At 61.2% G+C, this 22,256-nt stretch carries 20 protein-coding genes; 10 read left to right on the top strand and 10 right to left on the bottom strand.

Annotated elements, in window-relative coordinates; translation table 11 throughout:
• Nucleotides 1-25: 25 nt before the first annotated feature.
• Nucleotides 26-970 carry a Gfo/Idh/MocA family protein gene (locus tag ACTHND_RS04710; RefSeq protein ID WP_440176238.1) on the bottom strand — a complete coding sequence of 315 codons (945 nt, stop codon included), beginning with the start codon at nucleotides 968-970 and terminating at the stop codon, nucleotides 26-28.
• Between the two features lie 72 nt (nucleotides 971-1,042).
• Entirely contained in the window at nucleotides 1,043-1,402 is a 360-nt protein-coding gene (locus ACTHND_RS04705) for an L-rhamnose mutarotase (RefSeq protein WP_440176236.1), read from the bottom strand.
• A 153-nt stretch (nucleotides 1,403-1,555) separates the two neighbouring features.
• Between ACTHND_RS04705 and fucP the strand changes: the two genes are divergently transcribed.
• From fucP to ACTHND_RS04665, 8 genes are all read left to right on the top strand, one after another.
• Nucleotides 1,556-2,836, top strand: coding sequence for an L-fucose:H+ symporter permease (gene fucP / locus ACTHND_RS04700; protein WP_440176235.1), 1,281 nt, complete (start codon nucleotides 1,556-1,558; stop codon nucleotides 2,834-2,836).
• Nucleotides 2,836-3,663: an amidohydrolase family protein gene (locus tag ACTHND_RS04695; protein ID WP_440176233.1), complete on the top strand. Its 828-nt coding sequence runs from the start codon at nucleotides 2,836-2,838 to the stop codon at nucleotides 3,661-3,663. Before fucP ends, ACTHND_RS04695 begins: the two co-directional genes overlap by 1 nt.
• Before the next feature lie 9 nt (nucleotides 3,664-3,672).
• Entirely contained in the window at nucleotides 3,673-4,428 is a 756-nt protein-coding gene (locus tag ACTHND_RS04690) for an IclR family transcriptional regulator (protein ID WP_440176231.1), read from the top strand.
• A gap of 86 nt (nucleotides 4,429-4,514) precedes the next feature.
• The gene (locus ACTHND_RS04685; protein WP_440176229.1) at nucleotides 4,515-5,555 is read left to right on the top strand and encodes an aldo/keto reductase; all 1,041 of its coding nucleotides are present in this window, start codon (nucleotides 4,515-4,517) and stop codon (nucleotides 5,553-5,555) included.
• Nucleotides 5,552-5,854, top strand: coding sequence for a UxaA family hydrolase (locus tag ACTHND_RS04680; protein ID WP_090650279.1), 303 nt, complete (start codon nucleotides 5,552-5,554; stop codon nucleotides 5,852-5,854). Before ACTHND_RS04685 ends, ACTHND_RS04680 begins: the two co-directional genes overlap by 4 nt.
• Nucleotides 5,844-7,061 carry a UxaA family hydrolase gene (locus tag ACTHND_RS04675; RefSeq protein WP_440176226.1) on the top strand — a complete coding sequence of 406 codons (1,218 nt, stop codon included), beginning with the start codon at nucleotides 5,844-5,846 and terminating at the stop codon, nucleotides 7,059-7,061. The genes ACTHND_RS04680 and ACTHND_RS04675 overlap by 11 nt, the downstream gene beginning before the upstream one ends.
• A 39-nt stretch (nucleotides 7,062-7,100) precedes the next feature.
• Nucleotides 7,101-7,829: an SDR family oxidoreductase gene (locus ACTHND_RS04670; protein ID WP_440176224.1), complete on the top strand. Its 729-nt coding sequence runs from the start codon at nucleotides 7,101-7,103 to the stop codon at nucleotides 7,827-7,829.
• Nucleotides 7,830-7,958: 129 nt separating this feature from the next.
• Nucleotides 7,959-8,351 (top strand): cupin domain-containing protein, encoded by a 393-nt coding sequence (locus ACTHND_RS04665; RefSeq protein ID WP_440176222.1) that lies wholly within the window; start codon nucleotides 7,959-7,961, stop codon nucleotides 8,349-8,351.
• Here the strand turns inward: ACTHND_RS04665 and ACTHND_RS04660 are convergent.
• The 7 genes from ACTHND_RS04660 to ACTHND_RS04630 all read right to left on the bottom strand — a co-directional run bounded on the left by ACTHND_RS04660 (nucleotide 8,348) and on the right by ACTHND_RS04630 (nucleotide 17,117).
• Entirely contained in the window at nucleotides 8,348-9,196 is an 849-nt protein-coding gene (locus tag ACTHND_RS04660) for an aldose 1-epimerase (protein WP_440176220.1), read from the bottom strand. The two genes, ACTHND_RS04665 and ACTHND_RS04660, sit on opposite strands and share 4 nt — an antisense overlap.
• Before the next feature lie 75 nt (nucleotides 9,197-9,271).
• Nucleotides 9,272-10,702 carry a sugar porter family MFS transporter gene (locus tag ACTHND_RS04655; protein WP_440176218.1) on the bottom strand — a complete coding sequence of 477 codons (1,431 nt, stop codon included), beginning with the start codon at nucleotides 10,700-10,702 and terminating at the stop codon, nucleotides 9,272-9,274.
• 338 nt (nucleotides 10,703-11,040) lie between these two features.
• The gene (locus ACTHND_RS04650; protein WP_440176216.1) at nucleotides 11,041-12,828 is read right to left on the bottom strand and encodes an IlvD/Edd family dehydratase; all 1,788 of its coding nucleotides are present in this window, start codon (nucleotides 12,826-12,828) and stop codon (nucleotides 11,041-11,043) included.
• Nucleotides 12,821-13,789 carry an SMP-30/gluconolactonase/LRE family protein gene (locus ACTHND_RS04645; protein ID WP_440176214.1) on the bottom strand — a complete coding sequence of 323 codons (969 nt, stop codon included), beginning with the start codon at nucleotides 13,787-13,789 and terminating at the stop codon, nucleotides 12,821-12,823. The genes ACTHND_RS04650 and ACTHND_RS04645 overlap by 8 nt, the downstream gene beginning before the upstream one ends.
• 80 nt (nucleotides 13,790-13,869) lie before the next feature.
• Nucleotides 13,870-14,631 carry an SDR family NAD(P)-dependent oxidoreductase gene (locus ACTHND_RS04640; protein ID WP_303829701.1) on the bottom strand — a complete coding sequence of 254 codons (762 nt, stop codon included), beginning with the start codon at nucleotides 14,629-14,631 and terminating at the stop codon, nucleotides 13,870-13,872.
• Between the two features lie 45 nt (nucleotides 14,632-14,676).
• The gene (locus ACTHND_RS04635; RefSeq protein ID WP_440176212.1) at nucleotides 14,677-15,870 is read right to left on the bottom strand and encodes a fumarylacetoacetate hydrolase family protein; all 1,194 of its coding nucleotides are present in this window, start codon (nucleotides 15,868-15,870) and stop codon (nucleotides 14,677-14,679) included.
• Between the two features lie 188 nt (nucleotides 15,871-16,058).
• Nucleotides 16,059-17,117, bottom strand: a complete 1,059-nt coding sequence (locus ACTHND_RS04630) for a LacI family DNA-binding transcriptional regulator (RefSeq protein WP_440176210.1) — start codon at nucleotides 17,115-17,117, stop codon at nucleotides 16,059-16,061.
• Nucleotides 17,118-17,360: 243 nt separating this feature from the next.
• Between ACTHND_RS04630 and ACTHND_RS04625 the strand changes: the two genes are divergently transcribed.
• Together ACTHND_RS04625 and ACTHND_RS04620 are read left to right on the top strand one after the other, a co-directional pair.
• The gene (locus tag ACTHND_RS04625) at nucleotides 17,361-19,328 is read left to right on the top strand and encodes a sialate O-acetylesterase (protein WP_440176208.1); all 1,968 of its coding nucleotides are present in this window, start codon (nucleotides 17,361-17,363) and stop codon (nucleotides 19,326-19,328) included.
• Nucleotides 19,325-20,962: an alpha-L-fucosidase gene (locus tag ACTHND_RS04620; RefSeq protein WP_440176205.1), complete on the top strand. Its 1,638-nt coding sequence runs from the start codon at nucleotides 19,325-19,327 to the stop codon at nucleotides 20,960-20,962. The genes ACTHND_RS04625 and ACTHND_RS04620 overlap by 4 nt, the downstream gene beginning before the upstream one ends.
• 202 nt (nucleotides 20,963-21,164) lie before the next feature.
• Here the strand turns inward: ACTHND_RS04620 and pstS are convergent, their stop codons facing one another.
• Complete coding sequence (gene pstS, locus ACTHND_RS04615; protein ID WP_440176203.1) at nucleotides 21,165-22,235, bottom strand: phosphate ABC transporter substrate-binding protein PstS; 1,071 nt, start codon at nucleotides 22,233-22,235, stop codon at nucleotides 21,165-21,167.
• Between the last annotated feature and the right edge of the window lie 21 nt (nucleotides 22,236-22,256).

Raw genomic sequence — 22,256 nt, 5'->3', positions numbered from 1 at the left:
AATACCTATATCATCAGATGACTTTTTACTCAATATATTCCGGCGCCGCGATGCGCTTGCCGAGCAGCATGGCGTCGGCCACGATACGCAGCGGCGAGAAGTCGGCGTCCGACTCCTTTTTCTGGATCAGGTTGTAGAAGTGGGCATAGAGGCCGGAATATTCGGCCTCCTTTTCCTTCATCAGGGTCTTGCCGTCGATCTCCAGTTCCGTGCCGCCCATAGACAAGGTCAGCTTTTCGCCGGCCGCCGATTCGACATAGATGCTCCAGGTCTGGATGCCGGTTTGCAGAAAGTCATACTCGGCGCGGATCGGGAAACCGGCCTCGGTCTGCATGTCCATCTCGACCTGGATCGGCGCATCGCAATTGACCGGGATGTGCAGGTCGGCTTTCTTGACCATCACCGCATCCTTGAGAATACGAGTCAGGATGGACAGCGAGTTGATGCCGGGATCGAAGACCCCCATGCCGCCGGCCTCGAAAATCCACTTCTGGCCAGGATGCCACTGGCGAACATTTTCCTTCCAGTGGATGGTGATGCTCTTGATCGGACGCTCGGACACCCACTTGCGCGTCGTTTCGACAGCCGGGGCGAAACGCGAGTGCCACGAGGCCAGCAGGGAGACGCCCTTGGCGGCGGCCAGGGCCTTGATGCCTTCGGCCTCGCCCAGCGTTGCAGCGGGCGGCTTTTCGAGGAAAACGTGACGGCCGGTGGCTATGACCGCCTTGGCGATTTCATGCCGGATCTGCGGCGGGGTGCAGATGGCGATCGCCTCGATTTCCGGGTGCGCCTTCAGCATGGCGTCCATGTCGGGATAGGCGTTGATGCCTTCCGGACGGGCGTGCGGCGAGCAGCCGGCCACCAGTTCCAGGTTCTTGTTGCCGCGAATCGACGGGATGTGCTGATCGACGGCAATCTTGCCAAGCCCGATCAGGCCAATCTTCAAAGGTTTCTTGCCAAACAGTCCCATCGTCGCGTTTCCTTAAGTCGTCTTTGCGGCTTCCTTTAGCGTGGCCGCGTTCGATTGTAAATTGTAGTATAATTAATTCTGCTCGGCGAGCGAATAAATCCGTTCCATCGGCAGCCACTTCTCACCCGGCGCGGCAAATGGCAGGGCCTGCTGGAAGTCCCACATCAGGGTCTCCCAATTCTGCACGTCCTCGCTGGCCGCATCCGACGCCGCCTTGGCCACGGGATCGAAGTCCGGGCCGGGCGTCAGGATCATGAACATCCGATTGCCAACCAGATAGATTTCCAGCGCCTCGATGCCGGCCTTGCGGATCGACTCGTTGATGGCGGCCGGCACCTGACCAGGCGCGTGCCATTGTTTATAACGCTCGATCAGCGCCGGATCGTCTTTCAGATCGAGGGCATAGACCCGTTTTTCAAGTGAAGCAGGCATAAAGCGTTTCCCAATTTTGTCTGAGTATATAGAGGCGAACGTCTTGAAGCGCAAATGGTTCACGAAATTTCATATTTGACGTTCTGATTCATATGTGATGTTAAATGACATCATAACGGGCCTGCAAGGCTGAAAATACAGGGACATTGCTGCATGGATTCGACGCCAGATACCTCAGAGACCAAAGCCCCCAAAGGTTTCGCCGCCCTCTGGCCGATCATACTGATCACGGCCCTGTTCTTCTTCTGGGGTATGGCCAACAATCTCAACGACATCCTGATCCCGCAATTCAAGAAAGCCTTCACCCTTACCGATTTCGAATCGAGCCTGGTGCAGCAATCCTTCTATCTTGGCTATTTCCTGATGGCCGTTCCCGCCGGCCTGCTGATGCGGCGCTTTGGTTATAAGGCGGCTGTCGTCACCGGGCTGATCATCTTCGCCCTTGGCGCCTTCTCCTTCTATCCCGGCGCGGAAATCCGCCAATATCCCTGGCTGCTGGGCGCCCTGTTTGTTATCGCCGCCGGCCTGGCCTTCCTGGAGACCGCCGCCAATCCGCTGATGACCATTCTGGGAGACGAAAAGCACGCGGCGTTCCGGCTGAACCTGGCCCAGGCTTTCAATCCGCTGGGGTCTCTGGCCGGCATCTGGGTCGGCAAGACCTTTATTCTTTCAGGCATTGAGCATATGAATGCCACCGCCGATCTGGTGCGCGAAACCAAGGCGGTGCAGATGCCATACATCGCCATCGGCTGCGTGGTGCTGGCCTGGGCGGTGCTGGTGGGCTTAAGCCGGTTCCCGGCCGCCGCCACGAAGGCGGCGCATGACGCCGAAGACGCGAAGATTTCCGCCGGACAGGCCCTGACGGGGCTGCTGAAGCACGGCCACTTCCTGACCGGTGTAATGGCGCAGTTCTTCTATGTCGGCGCGCAGGTCGGCATCTGGAGCTACACCATAAAGTACGCCCAGAGCGAAATCGGCATCACCGACAAGGCGGCCGCCGACTATGTGTTCGCAGGACTGGTGCTTTTCGCCATTGGCCGCTTCGCCGGTACGGCCCTGATGCGCGTCATTCCCGCCACGAAGCTGCTGGGCGCCTTTGCACTGATCAACATCGCCCTGACCGCCTACGCGGCAACGGTCGGCGGACAGAATGGCCTCTATGCCCTGGTGGCCGCCTCCTTCTTCATGTCGATCATGTTCCCGACCATCTTCGCCACCTCATTGCGGGGCTTAGGCATCCTGACAAAAACCGGCGCCTCCCTGCTGGTCATGAGCATCATCGGCGGCGCGGTCCTGACCGCCGCCATGGGCTATATCTCCGACATCAGCCACATCAAGACGGCGATTTTCGTGCCCCTGGCCTGTTTCGTGGTGATCGCGCTCTACGGCCTCGGCTCGAAATCGGCAAAGGTCGACATGACCAAAGGTCATTGATGACTATCGACTCCCACCAGCACCTGTGGCGGATCGGCCAAAGCGGTCACGAATGGCCGACGCCCGATCTGAGTGTAATCTACCGCGATTTCATCCCAGATGATCTGGCCGCCGCTTGCGAGGGGCTGGAAATCACCGGCACCGTTCTGGTGCAGTCGCAAGCCTCCGATGCCGATACCGACTGGATGCTGGCGGTCGCGGCCACCACGCCGCTGATCAAATGCGTGGTCGGCTGGACCGATCTCGCCGCGCCGGACGCCCCGCAGCGCATCGCTTATCTTGTGCGACAGCCTAAACTGAAGGGGCTACGCCCCATGCTCCAGGGCCTGGCTCAGGACGACTGGATCCTGCGCGACGATGTCCGGCCGGCACTGGAAGCCATGAGCGGGCACGGCCTGACCTTCGATGCGCTTGTCTATACCCGGCACCTGCCCTTTATCGGCCAACTGGCGCGCCTGTATCCAGACCTGCGCATCGTGATCGATCATGGCGCCAAACCGCCACTCGGCGATCCAGACGGGATGAAGGAGTGGCGCGAGGAAATGGCCGCCGTGGCCTCAAATCTCAATGTTACCTGCAAGTTGTCCGGCCTGCTGACCGAGATGGCCGGCGAGCAGGTGGAAGACATTCTCGTGCCCTGCGCCGATCATCTGCTGGCTGTCTTCGGGGCCGATCGCCTGATGTGGGGTTCGGACTGGCCGGTCGTGCTGCTGAAAGACAGCTACCGCCACTGGCATGACTGGACATTGCGCTGGCTGGACGGCAAACCCGAAACCGCACAGAATGCGATTATGGGCGAAACGGCCCGCCGATTCTACAAACTGTAAGGTCATACAATGTCGGATAAAGCCACCAGCAAATACCGCGCCCCGGCGCTGGAAAAAGGTCTCGATGTCCTCGAACTCCTGGCCACCGCCAAGTCGCCCATGACCCTGTCGCAGATATCGGCGCGGCTGGACCGGTCGGTCAGCGAACTGTTCCGCATGGTGCAGGTGCTGGAAATCCGCGGCTATGTCGGGATGTCGGCCAGCGGCGAAGGCTTCGAGCTGACCAACAAGCTGTTTTCGCTCGGTATTTCGCGTGGTCCGAGCCAGAACCTGCTGGCCAGCGCCCTGCCCCTGATGCAATCCCTGAGTGACCAGACCCGCCAGGCCTGTCACCTCGCCATCGCCTCGGATGACCGCATGGTGGTCATCGCCCGCATCGAGGCGCCGGGCGATGTCGGCTTCTCGGTGCGCGTCGGCTATCAGCGGCCGCTGGCCCATTCGACCTCCGGCCTGCTGATCTATGCCTTCCAGAAGCCGAAGATCCGCGAGCAGTGGCGCGCCCTGCTTAAGCCCGGCCTGTCGCCCGACGAATGGGCCACCTTTGAGGCCCAGGCGGACAAGGCCCTGGCCCAGGGTCATTTTTCCGCCCCCTCCAGCTATATCGACGGCATCACTGATATTTCCTGCCCCGTGATCAATGATGTTGGCGTCATCGCCGCCCTGACCATGCCGTGGATTCATATCGAGGACGGCATCACCCTCGATGACGCTTTGGTGCGCCTGAAGGCCACAGCCAAAACTTTAAGCAAGACACTCGGCGGATAGCCCTTGATTCGGGGCGGCGCTATCGTTATTAATTTCACATATAAGAACAATTTCAAACTTAAACAGACCAGAGCAGACGCCGCAAAGTGACGACCGCGTACCCCCTTCCCCGCCGCAGGCTGGGCTCGACCTCCGTCGACGTGACGGCGCTTGGCTTCGGCGCCGCGGCGCTCGGCAATCTCTATCGTGCCATTCCTGACTATACGGCGCAGGCCTGCCTTCGGGCCGCGCTCGACAGCGGCATCGCCTATATCGACACCGCACCGCACTATGGCCAGGGGCTTTCGGAACGCCGCGTCGGCCAGGCCCTCGGAGAGTCACTTGCCGGCCGGCCTCCCCTCACCCTTTCCACCAAGGTTGGCCGTGTCCTGACACCGATCGCGCCGTCTCCGGCCGGGACTGAACGCCACGGCTTCATCGATGGCGACCCGTTCGAGCCCGTCTTCGATTACAGCCATGACGGCGTCATGCGGTCTTTCGAGAGCAGTTTGAAACGCCTGGGGCTTGAAAAGATAGACATCCTGCTGGCCCATGATCTGGGCACGGTTACGCATGGCAACGACGCCGCGGGCCATATGAAAGCCTTTCTGGACGGTGGCCTGCGCGCCATGCAGGATCTGAAGGCCCAGGGGCTGGTGGGAGCAATCGGTCTTGGCGTCAATGAATGGCAGGTGTGCGAAGAGGTATTGGCCCATGCCGACCTGGATGTCGTGCTCCTGGCCGGCCGCTATACCCTGCTGGAACAGGGGGCGCTTGATAGCTTCCTGCCGCTGTGCGAAGCGAAAGGCGTCTCCGTGATCGTTGGCGGCCCGTTCAATTCCGGCATACTGATAGGTGGCGATCATTATGATTATGGTCGGGTGCCGCCGGAAATCTGCGACCGAGTCACGGAACTGAAAGCAGCCTGCGCCGCGCACGATGTGCCGCTCGCCGCCGCCGCCCTGCAATTTCCGCTCGCCCATCCGGCTGTGGCCTGCGTCATTCCCGGCATGGCCGACGCCGCCGAGGTAGCCGCCAACGTGGCCCTGTTGGCGCAGGATATTCCGTCCGCCCTGTGGGACGATCTTAAAACCGGGGGGCTGCTGCACGACCGCGCGCCCATACCGAAAACACGAGTGCTGTCATGAATACCGGCCCCTTCATCCTGCTCCATCCGGACGACAATGTGCTGGTCTGCCGCCAGCACGCCTTCCGTGGCCAGTCGATCACGCTCGATGGCGACATTGTCGTTCTCCCCGATGAGATCACGGTCGGCCACAAGATCGCCCGCCGCGATCTGAAGGCCGGTGAAAAGATCATCAAGTATGGCGCCCCCATCGGCTCGATGAAGACCGATGCCGCGCGCGGCGCCCACATCCACATGCACAATATGCAAAGCGATTATATCAAGAGTCATACGCGCGAGGTCACCGGTCATGGTCACTGATAAACCGTTCCGGGCCTGGCTGCGTCCCGACGGCCGCAAGGGCATCCGCAATGTCATCTGCGTCGTCTATCTCGTCGAATGCGCCCACCATGTGGCGCGCCAGATTGTCAGCAAGTGCGACGACAGCGAAGTCCATCTGATCGGCTTCCCCGGCTGCTATCCGAACGACTATGCCTATGACATGATGGAAGCCCTGTGCACCCATCCCAATGTCGGCGGTGCGGTTCTGGTGTCGCTCGGCTGCGAAAGCTTCAACCGTGAGGCCCTGAAGCGCCACATCGAAGCCTCAGGCCGCCCGGTTGAGACCTATGTCATCCAGAACGAGGGCGGCACGCTGGAAACCATCCGCAAGGGTGTCGAGGCTGTCCGCCGCATCCAGGCCATCGCCAAACAGACGCCGCGCGGCGACATGAACGTCTCTGAACTGGTCATAGGCACCATCTGCGGCGGCTCAGACGGCACCTCCGGCATCACCGCCAATCCGGCGGTTGGCCGGGCCTTCGATACCCTGGGCGCCGCCGGCGCCGCCTGCATCTTCGAGGAAACCGGCGAACTAGTCGGCTGCGAGACAATCATGGCCTCCCGCGCCATCACGTCGGAACTGGGCGCCGAACTGGAGGCCTCGGTACTCAAGGCCGAAAAATACTACACCGTCATGGGCTTCGGTTCCTTCGCGCCCGGCAATGCCGAAGGCGGCCTGACGACCCAGGAAGAGAAGTCGATGGGCGCCTATTCCAAGTCGGGTTCGGCGCCGATCTGCGGCATCATCAAGCCGGGCGATGTGCCGCCCTCCGGCGGGCTTTATTTGCTAGATGTGGTGCCCGACGGCGAGCCGCGCTTTGGCTTCCCGAATATCTCCGACAATGCCGAAATCGTGGAAATGATCGCCTGCGGGGCACACCTGACGCTCTTCACCACGGGCCGCGGCTCGGTGGTCGGCTCGGCCATTTCACCGGTCATCAAGGTCTGCGCCAATCCGGAAACCTACCGCAAGCTTTCGGGCGACATGGATATCGATGCCGGCCGCATCATGGAAGGCCGCGCCACGCTCGATGAGGTCGGTGCCGAGATCACCGACCGGGTGCTGCGTGTCGCCGCCGGCGAGCAATCCCTGAGCGAACAGATGGGCCACCAGGAATTTATCCTGACCTACAAGGCGTTCGATCCCATTGGTCCGGCGTGTTTGCCCTTACGGACGGCCAGATAGTTTTTTGAACCGTTTCCTTTTGAATATGAGGCACCAGACATGGGACGTTTAACCGGCAAGACCGCTTTGATCACCGCCGCCGGACAGGGCATTGGTCGCGCCACGGCCGAACTCTTCCTGAAGGAAGGCGCCACAGTTGTTGCCACCGACATCAATGCCGAGGCCCTGACCGGGCTTGAGGGCGCCACGACGCGCGCGCTCGATGTTACCAGTGCCGAGGCGGTCAAGGCCATCGCTGCCGAATTTCCCGAAGTGAACGTGCTCTATAATTGCGCCGGCGTCGTCCATGCCGGCACCATTCTGGAGTGCGACGAGGATCAATGGCAGTTCGCGCTTAATCTCAACGTAACGGCGCAATACCGCATGATCCGCGCCATCCTGCCGAACATGCTGAAGGTGGGCGGCGGTTCAATCATCAACATGTCGTCGGTCGCCTCCTCGATCAAGGGCGTGCCCAACCGCTTCGCCTACGGCGCCACCAAGGCCGGCGTGATCGGCCTGACCAAGTCGGTGGCGGCCGATTTTGTCACGCGCGGCATCCGCTGCAACGCCATCTGCCCCGGCACGGTGGAGACGCCGTCCCTGCTGCAACGCCTGCGCGATACCGGTGATTTCGACAAGGCCTATGCCGAATTCAATGCCCGCCAGGCGATGGGGCGCCTCGGCCGCACCAGCGAACTGGCCAATCTGGCGCTTTACCTGGCCTCGGATGAATCAAGCTTCACCACCGGCCAGATCCATATTATCGATGGCGGCTGGATCAACTAGAGCGTTTTACGATCCGATTGAATCGGATCGACGCTCTAATTTTTTGCTTTGACGCACTTTTTAATCCGAAAAGTGCGTCACACTTTTCGGAAAGTGCTCTAGGGGCAAGCCCCGCGAGGAGATGTCAGCATGTCCGTTTTAGCCAGCCTTTTCCTGAGCGCCACCGTGGCCTCTGCCATGGTCGTGATCGATGAAGCCAGGGTCAAACGTGACGAGCCCCCACCACATGGCCATATCGGCATGAGCACGGTTTCGCCCCTGACCGAAACCGTTGCCGGGCGCACCATGGAGTTCCGCAAACGCAGCCTGCATAAAGGTGCCGCCATTGGCCTCCATGTCATCAATCACGATGAGGTCTATTACGTGCTATCCGGTGAAGGCGAAGTCACTTCGGACGGCCAGACCCAACGCCTGACCGCCGGCATGATGGCTTATCTCTACTCCGGCGCCAATGTCGGCATCACCCAGACAGGCGACGCCCCCCTGACCCTGATCATCAGTTATCCGGTGGTAAAGCCTTAAGCGAAGGTGATATCCATCCACACCATCGCCGTTTCATCGTGCTTCAGGCACTTCAGGCCCGAATTCGGCTGGTTGAACGGATCGGGCATGTGATTGACCGGTTCGATGCAGAAATAATCACCCTCCACCGGTACGAAGACATGCAGCCAGTGGCAGTCCGGTGAGGCGCGCATCGTGTGCGTCAGGCGGTTACCCTCGTGGATTTCGGCACGGCCCTTGAAGCCGGTATAGGCATTGTCGATGGTTATCTCGTGCGCCAGCGTATCGCCATGCGTCCAGTCTTTTTTCAGCACGCCGGCGTGCCAGTTGCGCGGCAGGGTTTCCTCGTCGGAAATCCACACGCCATCCACCGCCGCCTTCAGGCGCGAGTCCGGCTTTCGGTTGAAATAGGGGTGGAAACCGAGGCCAACCGGCATGGTGGCCCTGGAGAGGTTCTTGACATTGAGGAAGGCGCGCAGGCCATCGGCGCGCAGTTCGTAGATCAGGGTTGCTTCATATTCCCACGGCCACTCATCGGCGAAATGGTGATAGCCCAGAACGGCGCGCGATGCGGTCGCCTCGATCACCCGCCACGGCTGGCGCCACCCCTGGCCGTGCAGGGGATGCGGGTGACCGTCCCCTAGATTAGGGGATAGCTGAACCTTGTGGCCCTCGAAAACGAACTTGCCGTTGCGAATGCGGTTGCAGAAGGGCACCAGCGGAAAGCAGGCAGTTTGCAGGGCGTCTGTGGCCCCTTCCGGCGTTGGCCGCATGACATCGACGCCATTACGGACCAGGCGCGAAATGCTACCAGCCACGTCGGGGTTTATGTCGAGAAGGGTATCGCCGGAGCTTAAGCGCAGCATTTTTTATCTTTCGTCGCTTAAAATGAAATGGGGCGAGCCCTGTAAGACCTCGCCCCACCAATCGTATACCAAAGTTTATGACTTCTTCCAGAGGCTTTCAATGGCCTCCAGCGTCTTGCCCTTGGTTTCCGGCACGAACTTCCACACGAACAGCGCGGCCAGGACCGAGCAGGCGGCGTAGACGTAATAGTTCAGGCCGTGATTGAAGACCGCATTAATCGCCGTATCGCCATCGACCACCTTGAAGGAGGCGGTGACGATATAGTTGGAGATCCACTGCGCCGCGACCGCAACCGCCATGGCCGGTCCCTTGATCGAGTTCGGGAACATTTCCGACAGCAGCACCCAGACCACCGGTCCCCACGACAGGGCGAAACCGGCGATATAGAAGATGGCGGCGTAAAGCAGGGCCGTGCCTTCGGTATGGGTCTGGAAGAAATAGCCGAGCAGAGCCATGGAAACGGCCATCATCAGGGCGCCCAGAATCAGCAACGGCTTGCGGCCCCAGCGATCGACGGTGACTGTGGCCACCAGGGTGAACAGCACATTGGCCGCACCGACGATGACGGTTTGCAGCAGGGCCGTATCGGTGCCGGAGCCCATGTTCTTGAACATCAGCGGGGCATAGTACAGCACGGCATTGATGCCGACGAACTGCTGGAAGACCGAGAGCAGGACGCCCACCACGATGACGCCGGCGCCGAAGGAGAACAGCTTGCCGGAATGCTCCTTGAGGCTGTCCTTGATTTCGCTCATTGTATTCTGGGCAACTTCCGGACCATCTAGCGAGGTCAGCAGCTTCATCGCCTTTTCTTCGTGGCCCTTCATGACGTACCAGCGCGGTGTATCCGGCATGAAGAAGGCAGCCAGGAAGAACAGGGCGGCCGGGATGGCACAGGAGGCCAGCATGTGGCGCCAGCCGGTGGCCAGAACCCAGGCATCATCGCCCATTTCACCGATCTTCAGGTTGACGAAATAGACCAGCAACATGCCGCCGACGATGGCGATCTGCTGGAAGGTGACCAGCAGGCCGCGCTGCTTGGCCGGAGCGATTTCGGCGATGTAGAGTGGTGAGATCAGCGAGGCCATGCCGATGGCGCAGCCACCGAGGAAGCGGTAGACCATGAAGGGGGTGAGCGCGTCAGGCCCCATGCCGCCGATCGGGCCCAGGCCCAGTTCCGGATAGCCGGCCATGATCGACGAGATGAAGAACAACACGGCGGCGATCATCATGCCCGTGCGGCGGCCGATGGCGGTGGCCAGAGGCCCGGCGATCAGCGAGCCCAGGAAGCAGCCCCACAGGGCGATGCCGACGGCATTGCCGGTCATGGCGTTGCGGGCCAGTTCACTCAGTTCGGTGCGCGGCTGGACGAAATTGTGATCAATGGCTTCGACGGCGCCGGAAATAACGGCGGTATCGTAACCGAACAAAAGACCGCCCAGGGCCGCGCCGATGGCGAGACCCATGACCAGTCCCATATTCACGGACTTGGTTGTTGAGGACATACCCCTAAAACTCCCTTGTGAGCGGACGACATGTCCGCCTTCCCTAACCTGACGCGCCCTCGCCGGATCTTTCCCTGTGTCCGGCGTTATAGGCACGCTTAATGAAAGCTTAATTCGCTCTTGGCTTTTGCGCAAGCATATCGACCGAAAAGAGCGATATAATCTAATAACTTAGGCGAAAACTCGCCTGGTTACACGCGAAAATTGTTAACGCTAACAATACTGAAGGGATGACGCACCGCACCATCCCTTCAGTCTGTTTAATGGTTATGGCATTTTACCTTCTGGCGTAATCACTGATCCTGTCACCAACATTTGACCACCATACATCTGATTTATCAGTGATTATGCCGGGGCATTTTCTCGGCGATCTTCGCATATTTCAATGCCGGTTCCATCACACCGCCGGTGTGCAGTTGCGATACCGTGGCGCGGTAGATTTCCTGCCAGGGCGTCTGGCTTTCCGGGACCGGCGGCAAGCCGTCCTTTTTGCGTGTTTCGATAACATCGGGCTCGACCAGCATGTCGCAGGTGCCCTTGTTAAGGTCGATGCGGATGATATCGCCGGTACGGAGCCATGCCAGGCCGCCGCCGACCGCCGATTCCGGCGAGGCGTTGAGGATGGACGGGCTATCCGAGGTGCCCGACTGACGGCCATCGCCCAGGGTCGGCAGCGACGTGATGCCGCGTTTCAGCAGAGCGTCGGGCGGCTGCATATTGACCACCTCGGCAGAACCCGGCCAGCCGACCACACCGGAACCGCGGATCACCAGGATAGTACGCTCATCGATACCGAGCGCCGGATCATTGAGGCGGTTATGATAATCGGTCGAGCCATCGAAGACGACCGCCTTGCATTCAAAGACATTTTCGTTGCCCGGTTCGCTCAGGTAACGGTCGCGGAATTCCTTCGAGATGACCGAGGTCTTCATGATGGCGCAGTCGAACAGATTACCCTTCAGTACCATGAATCCGGCGCGTTCCAGGATCGGATCGGCGACCGTTTTGATCATCTCACGATCCTTGCTGTTTTTGCCGGCATTGTTCTCGGCGATCGTCTTGCCGGTGATAGTGGCGGCAGAGCCATCAATCAATCTGGCGTCAAGCAGTTCGGCCAGGATGGCGGGCACGCCGCCGGCACGGTGGAAACGCTCGCCAAGATATTTGCCCGAAGGCTGCATGTTGAGGATCAGCGGAATATCGTGCGCCTGCATCCAGTCGGCATCTGTCAGTTCAAAGCCGGCATGGCGCGCCATGGCGATGATATGCGGCTGGGCATTCGTCGAGCCGCCCATGGCCGCCACCGCAACTATGGCATTGGTAAACGAAGCCCGGCTCAGGATTTTCGACGGCTTCAGGTCTTCATAGGCCATTTCGACGATGCGACGGCCGGTTTCATAGGCCATCTGCCCGCGCTCACGGTAAGGCGCCGGAATGGCCGAGCAACCGGGCAGGGACAGCCCCATGACCTCGGCGACCGCGTTCATGGTCGAGGCCGTGCCCATGGTGTTGCAGTGACCGGCTGAAGGGGCGGAAGCCGCCGCGAGATCGATGAATTCTTCCTCGGTGATCTGACCAGCCGCCAGCTTGGCGCGCGACCGCCAGATGATGGTGCCGGAGCCGACAAGTTCGCCTTCATGGTGACCGTCGAGCATCGGTCCACCCGACAGGACGATGGCGGGAATATCCATGGCGGTGGCACCCATGATGCCCGCCGGGGTGGTCTTGTCGCAGCCGGTGGTCAGCACCACGGCATCGATCGGGTAGGCGTGCAAGATTTCGATCAGGGTCATCATCGACAGATTGCGGTCGATGGCGGCAGTCGGGCGGCGGCAGTTTTCGAAGATCGGGTGAACCGGAAATTCCATGCAGATCCCGCCGGCATCGCGGATGCCCTCGCGGGTGCGCTTGGCCAGTTCGAGATGGATGCGGTTGCACGGCGCAATATCCGAACCGGATTGCGCGAAGCCGATAATCGGCCGACCGGAGCGCAGTTCGGCGGGCGTGATGCCGTAGTTCATGAAACGCTCAAGATAGAGCGCTGCCAGGTCGATATGACCGGGGGCTTCGAACCAGTCCTGCGAGCGGAAACGGCCATTGGGCGTGGCGGGGATTCTTTTAGACATGGCTGATCTCGTTCATAATTTCATTTTGGGGCAAGCCCGCGATATCGGTCTGGAAAGTGAATAATCCGCCGGCCAGCGGCTGCGTTTGCAGGTCTTCCGCACTCAGCCCCTTGGCGGCCGTGGTGGCGTAGACGGTCTTGAGGTCGGGGCCACCGAAGGCGATCTTGGTGACATTTGAAACCGGGAACCTGACGCGGCGGATCAGGCGGCCATCGGGCGCATAACAGTTGACGCCCCAGCCGAAGAACAGCGCGTTCCACACATTGCCGGCGCTGTCGACCACCGGGCCGTCCATATAGCCATCGCCGTGTTCGCTGTGGCGCTCGAACTCACCGGCATAGCAGACCGGGCTGGAGATATCGGCCCGTGTGTCCTGATCGAGTTGGGCGAAGACCCGTTTGTTGGACAGATGACCGTCAGCGCTCAGATCGAAAGCGTAGATGATCTTTTTCAGGGTATCGTTGTGATAGAGGGTCTTGCCGTCGGGCGAGACCGCCGGACCATTGGTGATGACGTAATCGTCGTCCATCATTTTCAGGCCGCGCGCGTCATAGCGATAGAGCTTGCCGGTCGGGTGATTTTCGTCGTCGTCCATCGAGCCGAACCACAGGCGTCCCTGGGCATCGACATAGCCGTCGTTCAGGCGGTTGCCAGGCAGGCCGGGCTCGACATGGGTCAGGAAGGTGAAATTGCCGGAAATGGGATCGAAATCGTAAAGGCCGGTCTTGCAGCCGACGATGAAACCGCCGCTTTTTTTGGGGGCAATAAAGCCGCAGGGGCTGGGGGCATTGAAGGTTTGGTGGCCACCGGTCACATCATAGCGGTGAATGTGCTGCTTCTTGATATCGACGAACCAGACGGCGTGGTCCCTGGCCGACCAGACCGGACCTTCACCAAGGGTGGCTTTCAAATCCCAGACGCAGGTGGGCCGAAAGAGCGTAGAATCTGAAAGATCGGTCATGATCAGCCTTTCGGAGTTACCCCTCCGTCGCGGACGATCGCCGCGACACCTCCCCTCCAGGAGGGGAGGATCTAAAGCGTTTACCGCCAGCCGGCGTCGATCCAGTAGCCGTGGCCAGTGCAGAGCGCGGCGTCGTCCGAGGCCAGGAACATGGCCAGGGCCGCCACGTTTTCCGGCACAATACGGCCGGGCAGGCACTGCGCCTCGACGATCTGGCGCTCGCCCTCCGGCGTGTACCACTTTTCCTGACGCTTGGTTTTCACATTGCCGGGAATGATGGTGGTTACGCGGATATTGTCCGGGCCCAATTCGCGGGCCAGGGCGCGGGTGAAGCCCTCGATCGCCGCCTTGGCGGTTTCGTACAGCACCAGATCCGGCAGGCCGAGGTGCCACGAGATCGAACCGAAATTGAGGATGGCGCCGCCGCCAGCCGCCTTCATGCCCGGCGCTACGGCGCGGGTACACATGGCCATGTGTTTGAGATTGACGGCGATATTGGCGTCGAAGAATTCCGAGGTAACTTCGGACAGCGAATGACGGTCGTCACGCGCGGCATTATTGAGCAGGATGTGGACCGGGCCATCGGCCAGGATGGCGGCCAGGGTCTTTTCCAGCAGAGGCGTATCGGTCAGGTCGCATTTGTGGAAGACCGGCTTCTGGCCCAGCACGCCGGTATCGAGCGTGGCGCTGACATCATCGACGAGGTCTATGAAATGCACAATCGCGCCCTGGCGGACGAAGCCGGTGACCAGCCCCGCGCCGATGCCGGAGCCGCCGCCGGTGATCAACACCTTGCGGCCCTTGAGACTGGGATAGATGGCAGACGGCGCGGGGGTAGTCATAGGGACTGTACTCACTTTTGCAGGAGGTATCTTCTCAGGTATTTTTTAAGCGGTTTTCTTATGGGTCTGTTCGCTTTTGCGCGCCTTCAGCAGGCCGCGGTCGGCCAGGTTCTGCATCAGGTCGGCAATGCCGAAATTCCAGTGGCGCGCGTCCTTCGAGGTCGTCACGCGGTTTTCCAGGCAGCCAAGCTTCGGCGACGACACCTTGACGACATCGCCCACCTTGTGGGTAAAGCCGCGGCCCGGTGTATCACGGTCCTGGGTCGGCGCGAACAGAGTGCCAAGCATCAGGACGAAGCCGTCCGGATAATGGTGCTCGCTCATCGCCTGACCGATCAGGTCCAGCGGATCGCGGCTGATCTCACTCATGGTCGAGCGGCCGACCAGTTCGTAGCCTTCCGGCCCGTCGATCTTGAGGTCAAGCACGGCCGAGCGCACGTCATCGATGGTGAAGCTGTCGTCGAACATGCGGATAAAAGGACCAAGCGCGCACGAGGCGTTATTGTCCTTGGCCTTGCCAAGCAGCAGGGCCGAGCGGCCCTCGAAGCAGCGCAGGTTGACGTCATTGCCCAGGGTCGCCCCGACGGCGCGGCCTTCCGGTGTGACGATCATGACCACTTCGGGCTCCGGATTGTTCCAGGTCGAATCCGAACGCACCCCGACCTCGTCACCCCAGCCAACGCTGGACAGTACCGGCGACTTAGTGAAGACCTCGGCGTCCGGGCCGATAGCGACTTCGAGATATTGCGACCACAGGCCGTCGGCGATCAAAGCCGCTTTCAGGCGCGCCGACGCTTCCGAGCCCGGCTTGACCGAACGGATATCGCCGCCGACGCGTTCGGCCAAGTCGTTACGGATGGCCTGGGCCTTGTCGGCATCACCCCGGGCGCGCTCTTCGATGACGCGCTCGACGGCCGAGACGGCGAAGGTCACGCCGGCGGCCTTGACGCATTGCAGGTCGATCGGGGAGAGAAGCTGGTTGCCGGTGCGATGGGCGGGCGAGCCGTCCTTCGTCCAGGTTTTGGAAAATTCGAAATCCTCGAAACCGCCGAACGGCAGGCCGCCTTCGGGGACACCGGTCTCCGGCCAGACCTTCAGCAATTGCGAAACGGTCGGCGCGATCGGCGACATGTCGAACACTTCGCCATTCTTGATCATGATCGGCGTCGGGCCATCGGCGGTCTCGATGCGGCCGATGAGGGTGGCTTCACGCCAGTCCACAGGCAGAAAATCAGGCATTATCTCACTAAATCCTTCAATGCTTGGGCGGATGACCTCATCCGCATCTTCTCTACCCGTTTACAGCCGTCATTAAACCTTCGCAGGTCACAGCCTGTTTGTTAGCGCTACCAATCTGGCAGACAGCCCCTTATGTCAAGCAGAAATACACTATTTCCTGCCCATAAATATAATTTTATCCGCGCAACTTAACTGGAAGCGCTTCCGATATCGGCGGACGACTGACGCTCGATCAGCGAGAAGTCCCGGACCTCGCGCACGGCCTCGAATGGACGGCCCGAACGGTGCCCCTTGATCTGGTCGAGCAGCAGGCGCACCGACAACCCGGCCATGTCGGAGATCGGCTGGCGTACGGTCGTCAGCTCCGGCCAGACGCTGGAGGCCATGGCCGTATCATCGAACCCCACCACCGTCAGCTTTTCCGGCACTTCCAGGCCCAGGCGATGGGCGGAAGCCACGGCGCCGGCGGCCATGTCATCATTGGAGGCGAAGATGGCCGTGGGCCGCACCTTCTGGCTCAGCATCCGCTCGGCGGCATCGAACCCAGACCGATAGGTGAAATAGCCCTGCGCCACATGGCCGGGATCGATCTTCAGGCCGGCCTTTTCCATGGCGGCGGCGAAGCCGTCATAGCGGATCTGGCTGGCATAGGCATTCGGGTGCCCCTTGATGAAGCCGATATCGCGGTGACCCAGTTCGATCAGGCGGCGCGTCATGGCGGCGGCGGCCTTGAAGTCATCGATCGTGACGCAGGAAACGTTCGGGTCGGGCCGGGCCATGGCGACGCCGACGAAGGGCATCTTCATGTCCTGCAATATCTTGGCGACCCGCGTCGAATCGCTGAGCGGCGGCGACAGAATGACGCCATCGCAGCCGGCGGCTTTCATCTTTTCCAGGGCGGCGGTGGCGCCTTCAGGGCCTTCGCAGGACTCAATGAGCAACTGCGCGCCGCTTTGCGAGCTTTCCGACAAAATGCCGAGCAGGAACTCGCTGAGGAAGGCGACGGACGGATTGGAGTAGAGCAGGCCGATGCGCGCCGAATCCTGCGTCGCCAGCGAACGGGCGGCCAGGTTAGGCGAATAGTTCAACGCCTCGACCGAGGCCATTACCTTGGCGCGGGTTTCCTCGCGTACGTTTTTTTCGCCGTTGATGACCCGTGACACCGTCATTGGGGAGACGCCGACATGGCGCGCCACATCATGAATGGTGACGATATTGCCCCCTCGCCGACCGACCTTGCGCGCCAAACTCAGTACCCCGTTCTATTCCGTTATTTGCGAATCTATAGGATGCAATCGCTTACTTGGCAAATAAATGAGCAAAACCGGTCACCGAGGCAACCGAATTCATCAAATTTCACGAATGAAAATATTTTGGCAAACGAAAAATTCGCGCAGAAAATACTTGAAAACCGGCCCATAATTTGACGCTATGACACTGGCCGCCGGTAAGAGCGCGCCGCAATCATAATATAGTGAGGGGAGCCCGCCATGAGGCCCGATATCCGCCGAATCATCACCCTGGTCGCAACCACGGGCCTGCTGACCGTTCTGCCTTTCGCGGCTCAGGCGCAAACCGCGCCGCAGTTCGCCCGCATCTTTGGCGACCACGCCGTGATCCAGCGCGATCAGGCGGTCAATATCTGGGGCACCGCCGCGCCCAATGCCGCGCTTACCGTCAGTGTCAACGGCCAGACCGCCACCGCCACTGCCGGCTCTGATGGTAAGTGGAAGACCGTCCTGCCCGCGCTCACCGCCGGTGGTCCCTATACCCTCACCGTTTCCGACGGCCAGTCAACGACAACGCTGAGCGATATCCTGATCGGCGACGTCTATCTCTGTTCAGGCCAGTCCAACATGGAGTTTCCTGCCAGGCTTTCGACCGGTGCCTGGGGCGAGATCGGCGCCTCGGCCAATCCCAATCTGCGCTTTGTCAATATCGAGAAGGACAGCGCCGCCAGTCCGCGCGATGACCTGAAAACCGCGCCCGCCTGGAAAGTAACCGGGCCGGACACCACAGGCGAGGCTTCGGCCGTCTGCTACTATATGAGCAAGGCCCTGCAAAAGGAACACAAGGTGCCGGTGGGCTTTATCGGCACGGACTGGGGCGGCACCACGATCCAGAGCTGGATCAGCCCCGCCGCCCTGCGCACCCTTCCCGCCTATACCGCTGGCGTCGATGCCGTAGCGCAGTATGGCGAAAACCCCGAAAAGGCGCAGGCCGCCCACGCCAAGGCACAGGAAGCCTGGTGGGACGCGCATGACAAATCCGCCAAGGCCCAGCGCGCCTGGATTTCGCCGGCCTTCAACGATTCTTCGTGGTCGCGCCTGAAGGCCACCGGCGGCTGGAAGGACAGCGATGCCGCCGATCTCAAAGGCTTCGATGGCGTGGTCTGGCTGCGCAGCCGCGTGACGCTGACCGCCGATCAGGCCGCCAAAGCCAATGAACTGACGCTAGGCCCCATCGATACCTTCGACACCACCTGGGTCAATGGCCAGTGGGTCGGCAGCGGCGGCATCAACTGGGTGTGGCGCGATTACAAGGTGGCACCAGGTGTCTTCAAGGCCGGCGAAAATGTCATCGTCCTGCGCGTGCTGGGCAGTAACGGCCTGACCGGCACGCCCGACATGCGCTTCGTCAAGACCAGCGATGGCCAGGCTATTCCGCTCTCCACCGACTGGACCTACAAGACCGGCATGGCGGCAAAAGGGCTGAGCATTCCCGCAGCCCCCTGGGATGTGCCGACCAGCCTCAACACCCTTTATAACGGCATGGTCGCCCCGCTGGCGCCTTATTCAGTGAAGGCCGCGGCCTGGTATCAGGGCGAATCGAATGCCGATGCCGCCACGGAATACCGCACCTTGCTGCCGATGCTGATGGCCGACTGGCGCAAGAGCTTCTCGGCGCCCGACCTGCCCATGCTGATCGTGCAGCTTTCGAGCTATGGCTCGGTCTCGACTGCCCCCGGCGTCTCGCACTGGGCGGAACTGCGCGAGGCCCAGCGGCTGAGCGTGGATGCCGATCCGCACGCCGCCCTGATCGTCAGCTATGATTTCGGCGACCGCAGCGATATCCACCCGACGCAGAAGAATATCATCGGCCTGCGCGCCGCCCGCGCGGTCGATAACCTGGTCTTCGGACAGGCGGTTGCCCCGACCGGGCCGGAAGCGACCTCGGTGACACGCGCCGGCGCCGACCTGACGGTCAATTTCCGCTACGCCGACAGCGGCCTGAAAACCTATAGTTCCGACACCGCCATTGGTTTCGAGACCTGCGACGCGAAGGATGCCTGTCGCTATGTAACCGCCGTGGCCGATGGCAGCCGCGTCGTGCTGAAAGGTGCCAATACGCCGGACACCATTAAGGTACGCTACGCCTGGTCGGATGCGCCCTTCACCAATCTCTACAGCGGCGATGACCAGCCCGTCGTGCCGTTCGAACTGAAAGTCAGCCAATGAAACTGAACCGCCGACACCTACTGGCCACCGCGACCGGTGCCGCCCTTGTCGCCCCCGCCGCCGCTGAGGCTGCGCCCAAGGCGCCTTTCAAGGGCTCATGGGAATCACTGGCCGAAAGCTACCAGACGCCGGAATGGTTCCGCGATGCCAAGCTCGGCATCTGGGCGCACTGGGGCCCGCAGTGCGTGCCCGAATGGGGTGACTGGTACGGCCGCCAGATGTACCAGCAGGGCAATCCCTATTACGACCATCACATCAAGACCTATGGCCATCCGGCGCAGTTCGGTTTCATGGAGTTCATCGGCCAGTGGAAGGTCGACCAGTGGGATCCGGATCGCCTGATCGGGCTCTATAAGGCGGCCGGCGCGAAATATTTCGTCTCGCTGGCCAATCACCACGACAATTTCGACATGTTCGATTCCAAATATCAGAGCTGGAACGCCACGAAGCTGGGCCCCAAGCGCGATGTCGTCGGCACCTGGGCCAAGGCGGCGCGGGCGCAAGGCTTGCGCTTCGGCGTCTCCAACCACGGCGCCCATGCCTGGCACTGGTGGGCGACCGCCTTTGGCTACGATGCCGAAGGGCCGGCGCGTGGCCTGCGCTATGACGCCTTCCGCGTGAAGAAGGAAGACGGCAAGGGCAAGTGGTGGGAGGGCTATGACCCGCATGAACTCTATGTCGGGCCTGAAGGCGATATGGTGCCGCCAGATGGCATTACTACCATCAAAGCCATGCAGGATTATCACGACAGCCATTCCGGCCAGTGGCTGGAAACCGTGCCGCCGGGTGATCCGTACTTTGTGAAGAAATGGGCACTGCGCCAGCAGGACCTGGTCGACAAGTACCAGCCCGATCTCGTCTATTTCGACAACACCACCCTGCCGCTGGAACAGACCGGCCTTGACGCCACGGCCTATTACTACAATGCAAGCTACAAGTGGCACGGCAAGCTGGACGTGGTGGCCACCGGCAAGCGCCTGAACGACCTGCAGCGCAAGGCCATTACTGAGGATGTCGAGCGCGGCTACTCCGACCGCCTGCGCGAAATCCCGTGGCAGACCTGCACCTGCATCGGCAACTGGCACTATGACCGGCCGCTCTATGAGCGCAACGGCTACAAGACGGCGAAGGAGGTTATCCAGCGCCTCGCCGATGTGGTTTCCAAGAACGGCAACATGCTGCTGAGCATCCCGGTGCGCGGCAATGGCTCGATCGACGAGAAGGAAGAGGCGATCCTGGCCGACATGGCCGCGTGGATGGCAGTCAATGGCGAGGCGATCTTCGCCACCCGTCCGTGGGATATCTTCGGCGAAGGCCCGTTTGCGCCGCCGGCGGCCGGCGACATGGATGAACACAAGGCCAAGCCGTTCAGCCATGAGGACATCCGCTTCACCACCAAGGCCGGCGCCTTGTATGCGCTGGTGCAGGACTGGCCGGAGAACGGGTACGTCCAAGTCTATTCGATGGCCGAGGGATCGCCGCAGCGAAAAGGGACAATCGAAAAAGTCGAACTTCTGGGCTATGCCGAACCCCTGAAATTCGAGCTCGGCATGGATGGACTGAGCGTGAAACTGCCGGACGCGAAGCCGACCTTTACGCCGGTGCTGAGGATTACGGGTTCGGGGTTGGTCTGACTTTCTCCTCCCCTGTAGCGCAGCGTGCGGGGGAGGTGGCGGGCAAGCGTAGCGCGTCGAGACGGAGGGGGCCTCTTGAAGCCAGGAAGCAGCCCCCTCCGTCGCGGACTTCGCCGCGCCACCTCCCCCGCTACGCAGGGGAGGAGAAAATAAAAAACCCCGCGATCGGTGATCGCGGGGTTTTGTTATGGAATGCGCGAACTTACTGCGCCGTATAGACCGGCTTGCCACCGGCCTGAACCGTCGACCATTGCTGGCGGACCATGGTCTTCACCGTATCCGGCATCGGCACATAGTCGAGCGAACCGGCATCGGCATCACCGGACTTATAGGCCCAGTCGAAGAACTTCAGCACCGCCGCACCCTTGGCGGCATCGGTCTGTGTCTTGTGAACCAGGATGAAGGTGGCGCCGGCCAGCGGCCAGGCGTCAGCGCCCGGCTGGTCAAGCAGCAGCATGTAGTTGCCCGGCGCATGGGCCCAGTCAGCGCTGGCGGCGGCGGCCGAGAAGGAAGCGGCCGCCGGTTGCGGGAAGTTGCCCGCCTTGTTCTTCACCAGCGCAAAGGTGCCGCCGTTCTTCTTGGCATAGGCATATTCGACATAGCCGATCGAGCCCACGGTCTGCTTGACGAAGGCGGCGACGCCGTCATTGCCCTTGCCACCCATGCCGGTCGGCCATTCGACAGCGTCGGAGCCGCCGACCTTGGACGCCCATTCCGGCGATTGCGAGGACAGATAGGTTGTGAACAGGAAGGAGGTGCCGGACCCATCTGAACGGTGGACCACGGTGACCGGCAGGGCCGGCAGGGTAACGCCGGGGTTCAGGGCGGCGATCGCCTTGTCGTTCCAGGTGGTGACCTTGCCGAGGAAGATATCGGCCAGCAGCGGGCCGCTCAGTTTCAGCTTACCCGCCTCGATGCCCGGCAGGTTCACCAGGGGCACGATGCCGCCCATCACAGTCGGGAACTGGTAGAGACCGTTCTTGTCGAGTTCCTCGGCTTTCAGCGGTTTGTCGCTGGCGCCGAAATCGACCGTGCCGGCCTCGATCTGCTTGATGCCGCCGCCGGAACCGATAGCCTGATAGTTCAGGGTTGCGCCGGTCTCGGTCTTGTACTTTTCGGCCCAGGCGGCATAGACCGGCGCGGGGAAGGTGGCGCCGGCACCGGAGATACCGCCGGCAGGGGCGGCTGAGCCAGCGTCGCCGGCCGGTTTTGACGGGCTGCAGGCGACCAGCGCCAGGGCAGCGAGAGTTAATGCGAGAACCGGCTTGAACATTGGCTTTCTCCAGATAATTCC

This window comes from Asticcacaulis sp. (assembly GCF_051954415.1).
Taxonomy (GTDB): domain Bacteria; phylum Pseudomonadota; class Alphaproteobacteria; order Caulobacterales; family Caulobacteraceae; genus Asticcacaulis.
Note: the sequence above shows the minus strand (reverse complement) of the source record. Positions and strands in the feature narration are given on the sequence as shown.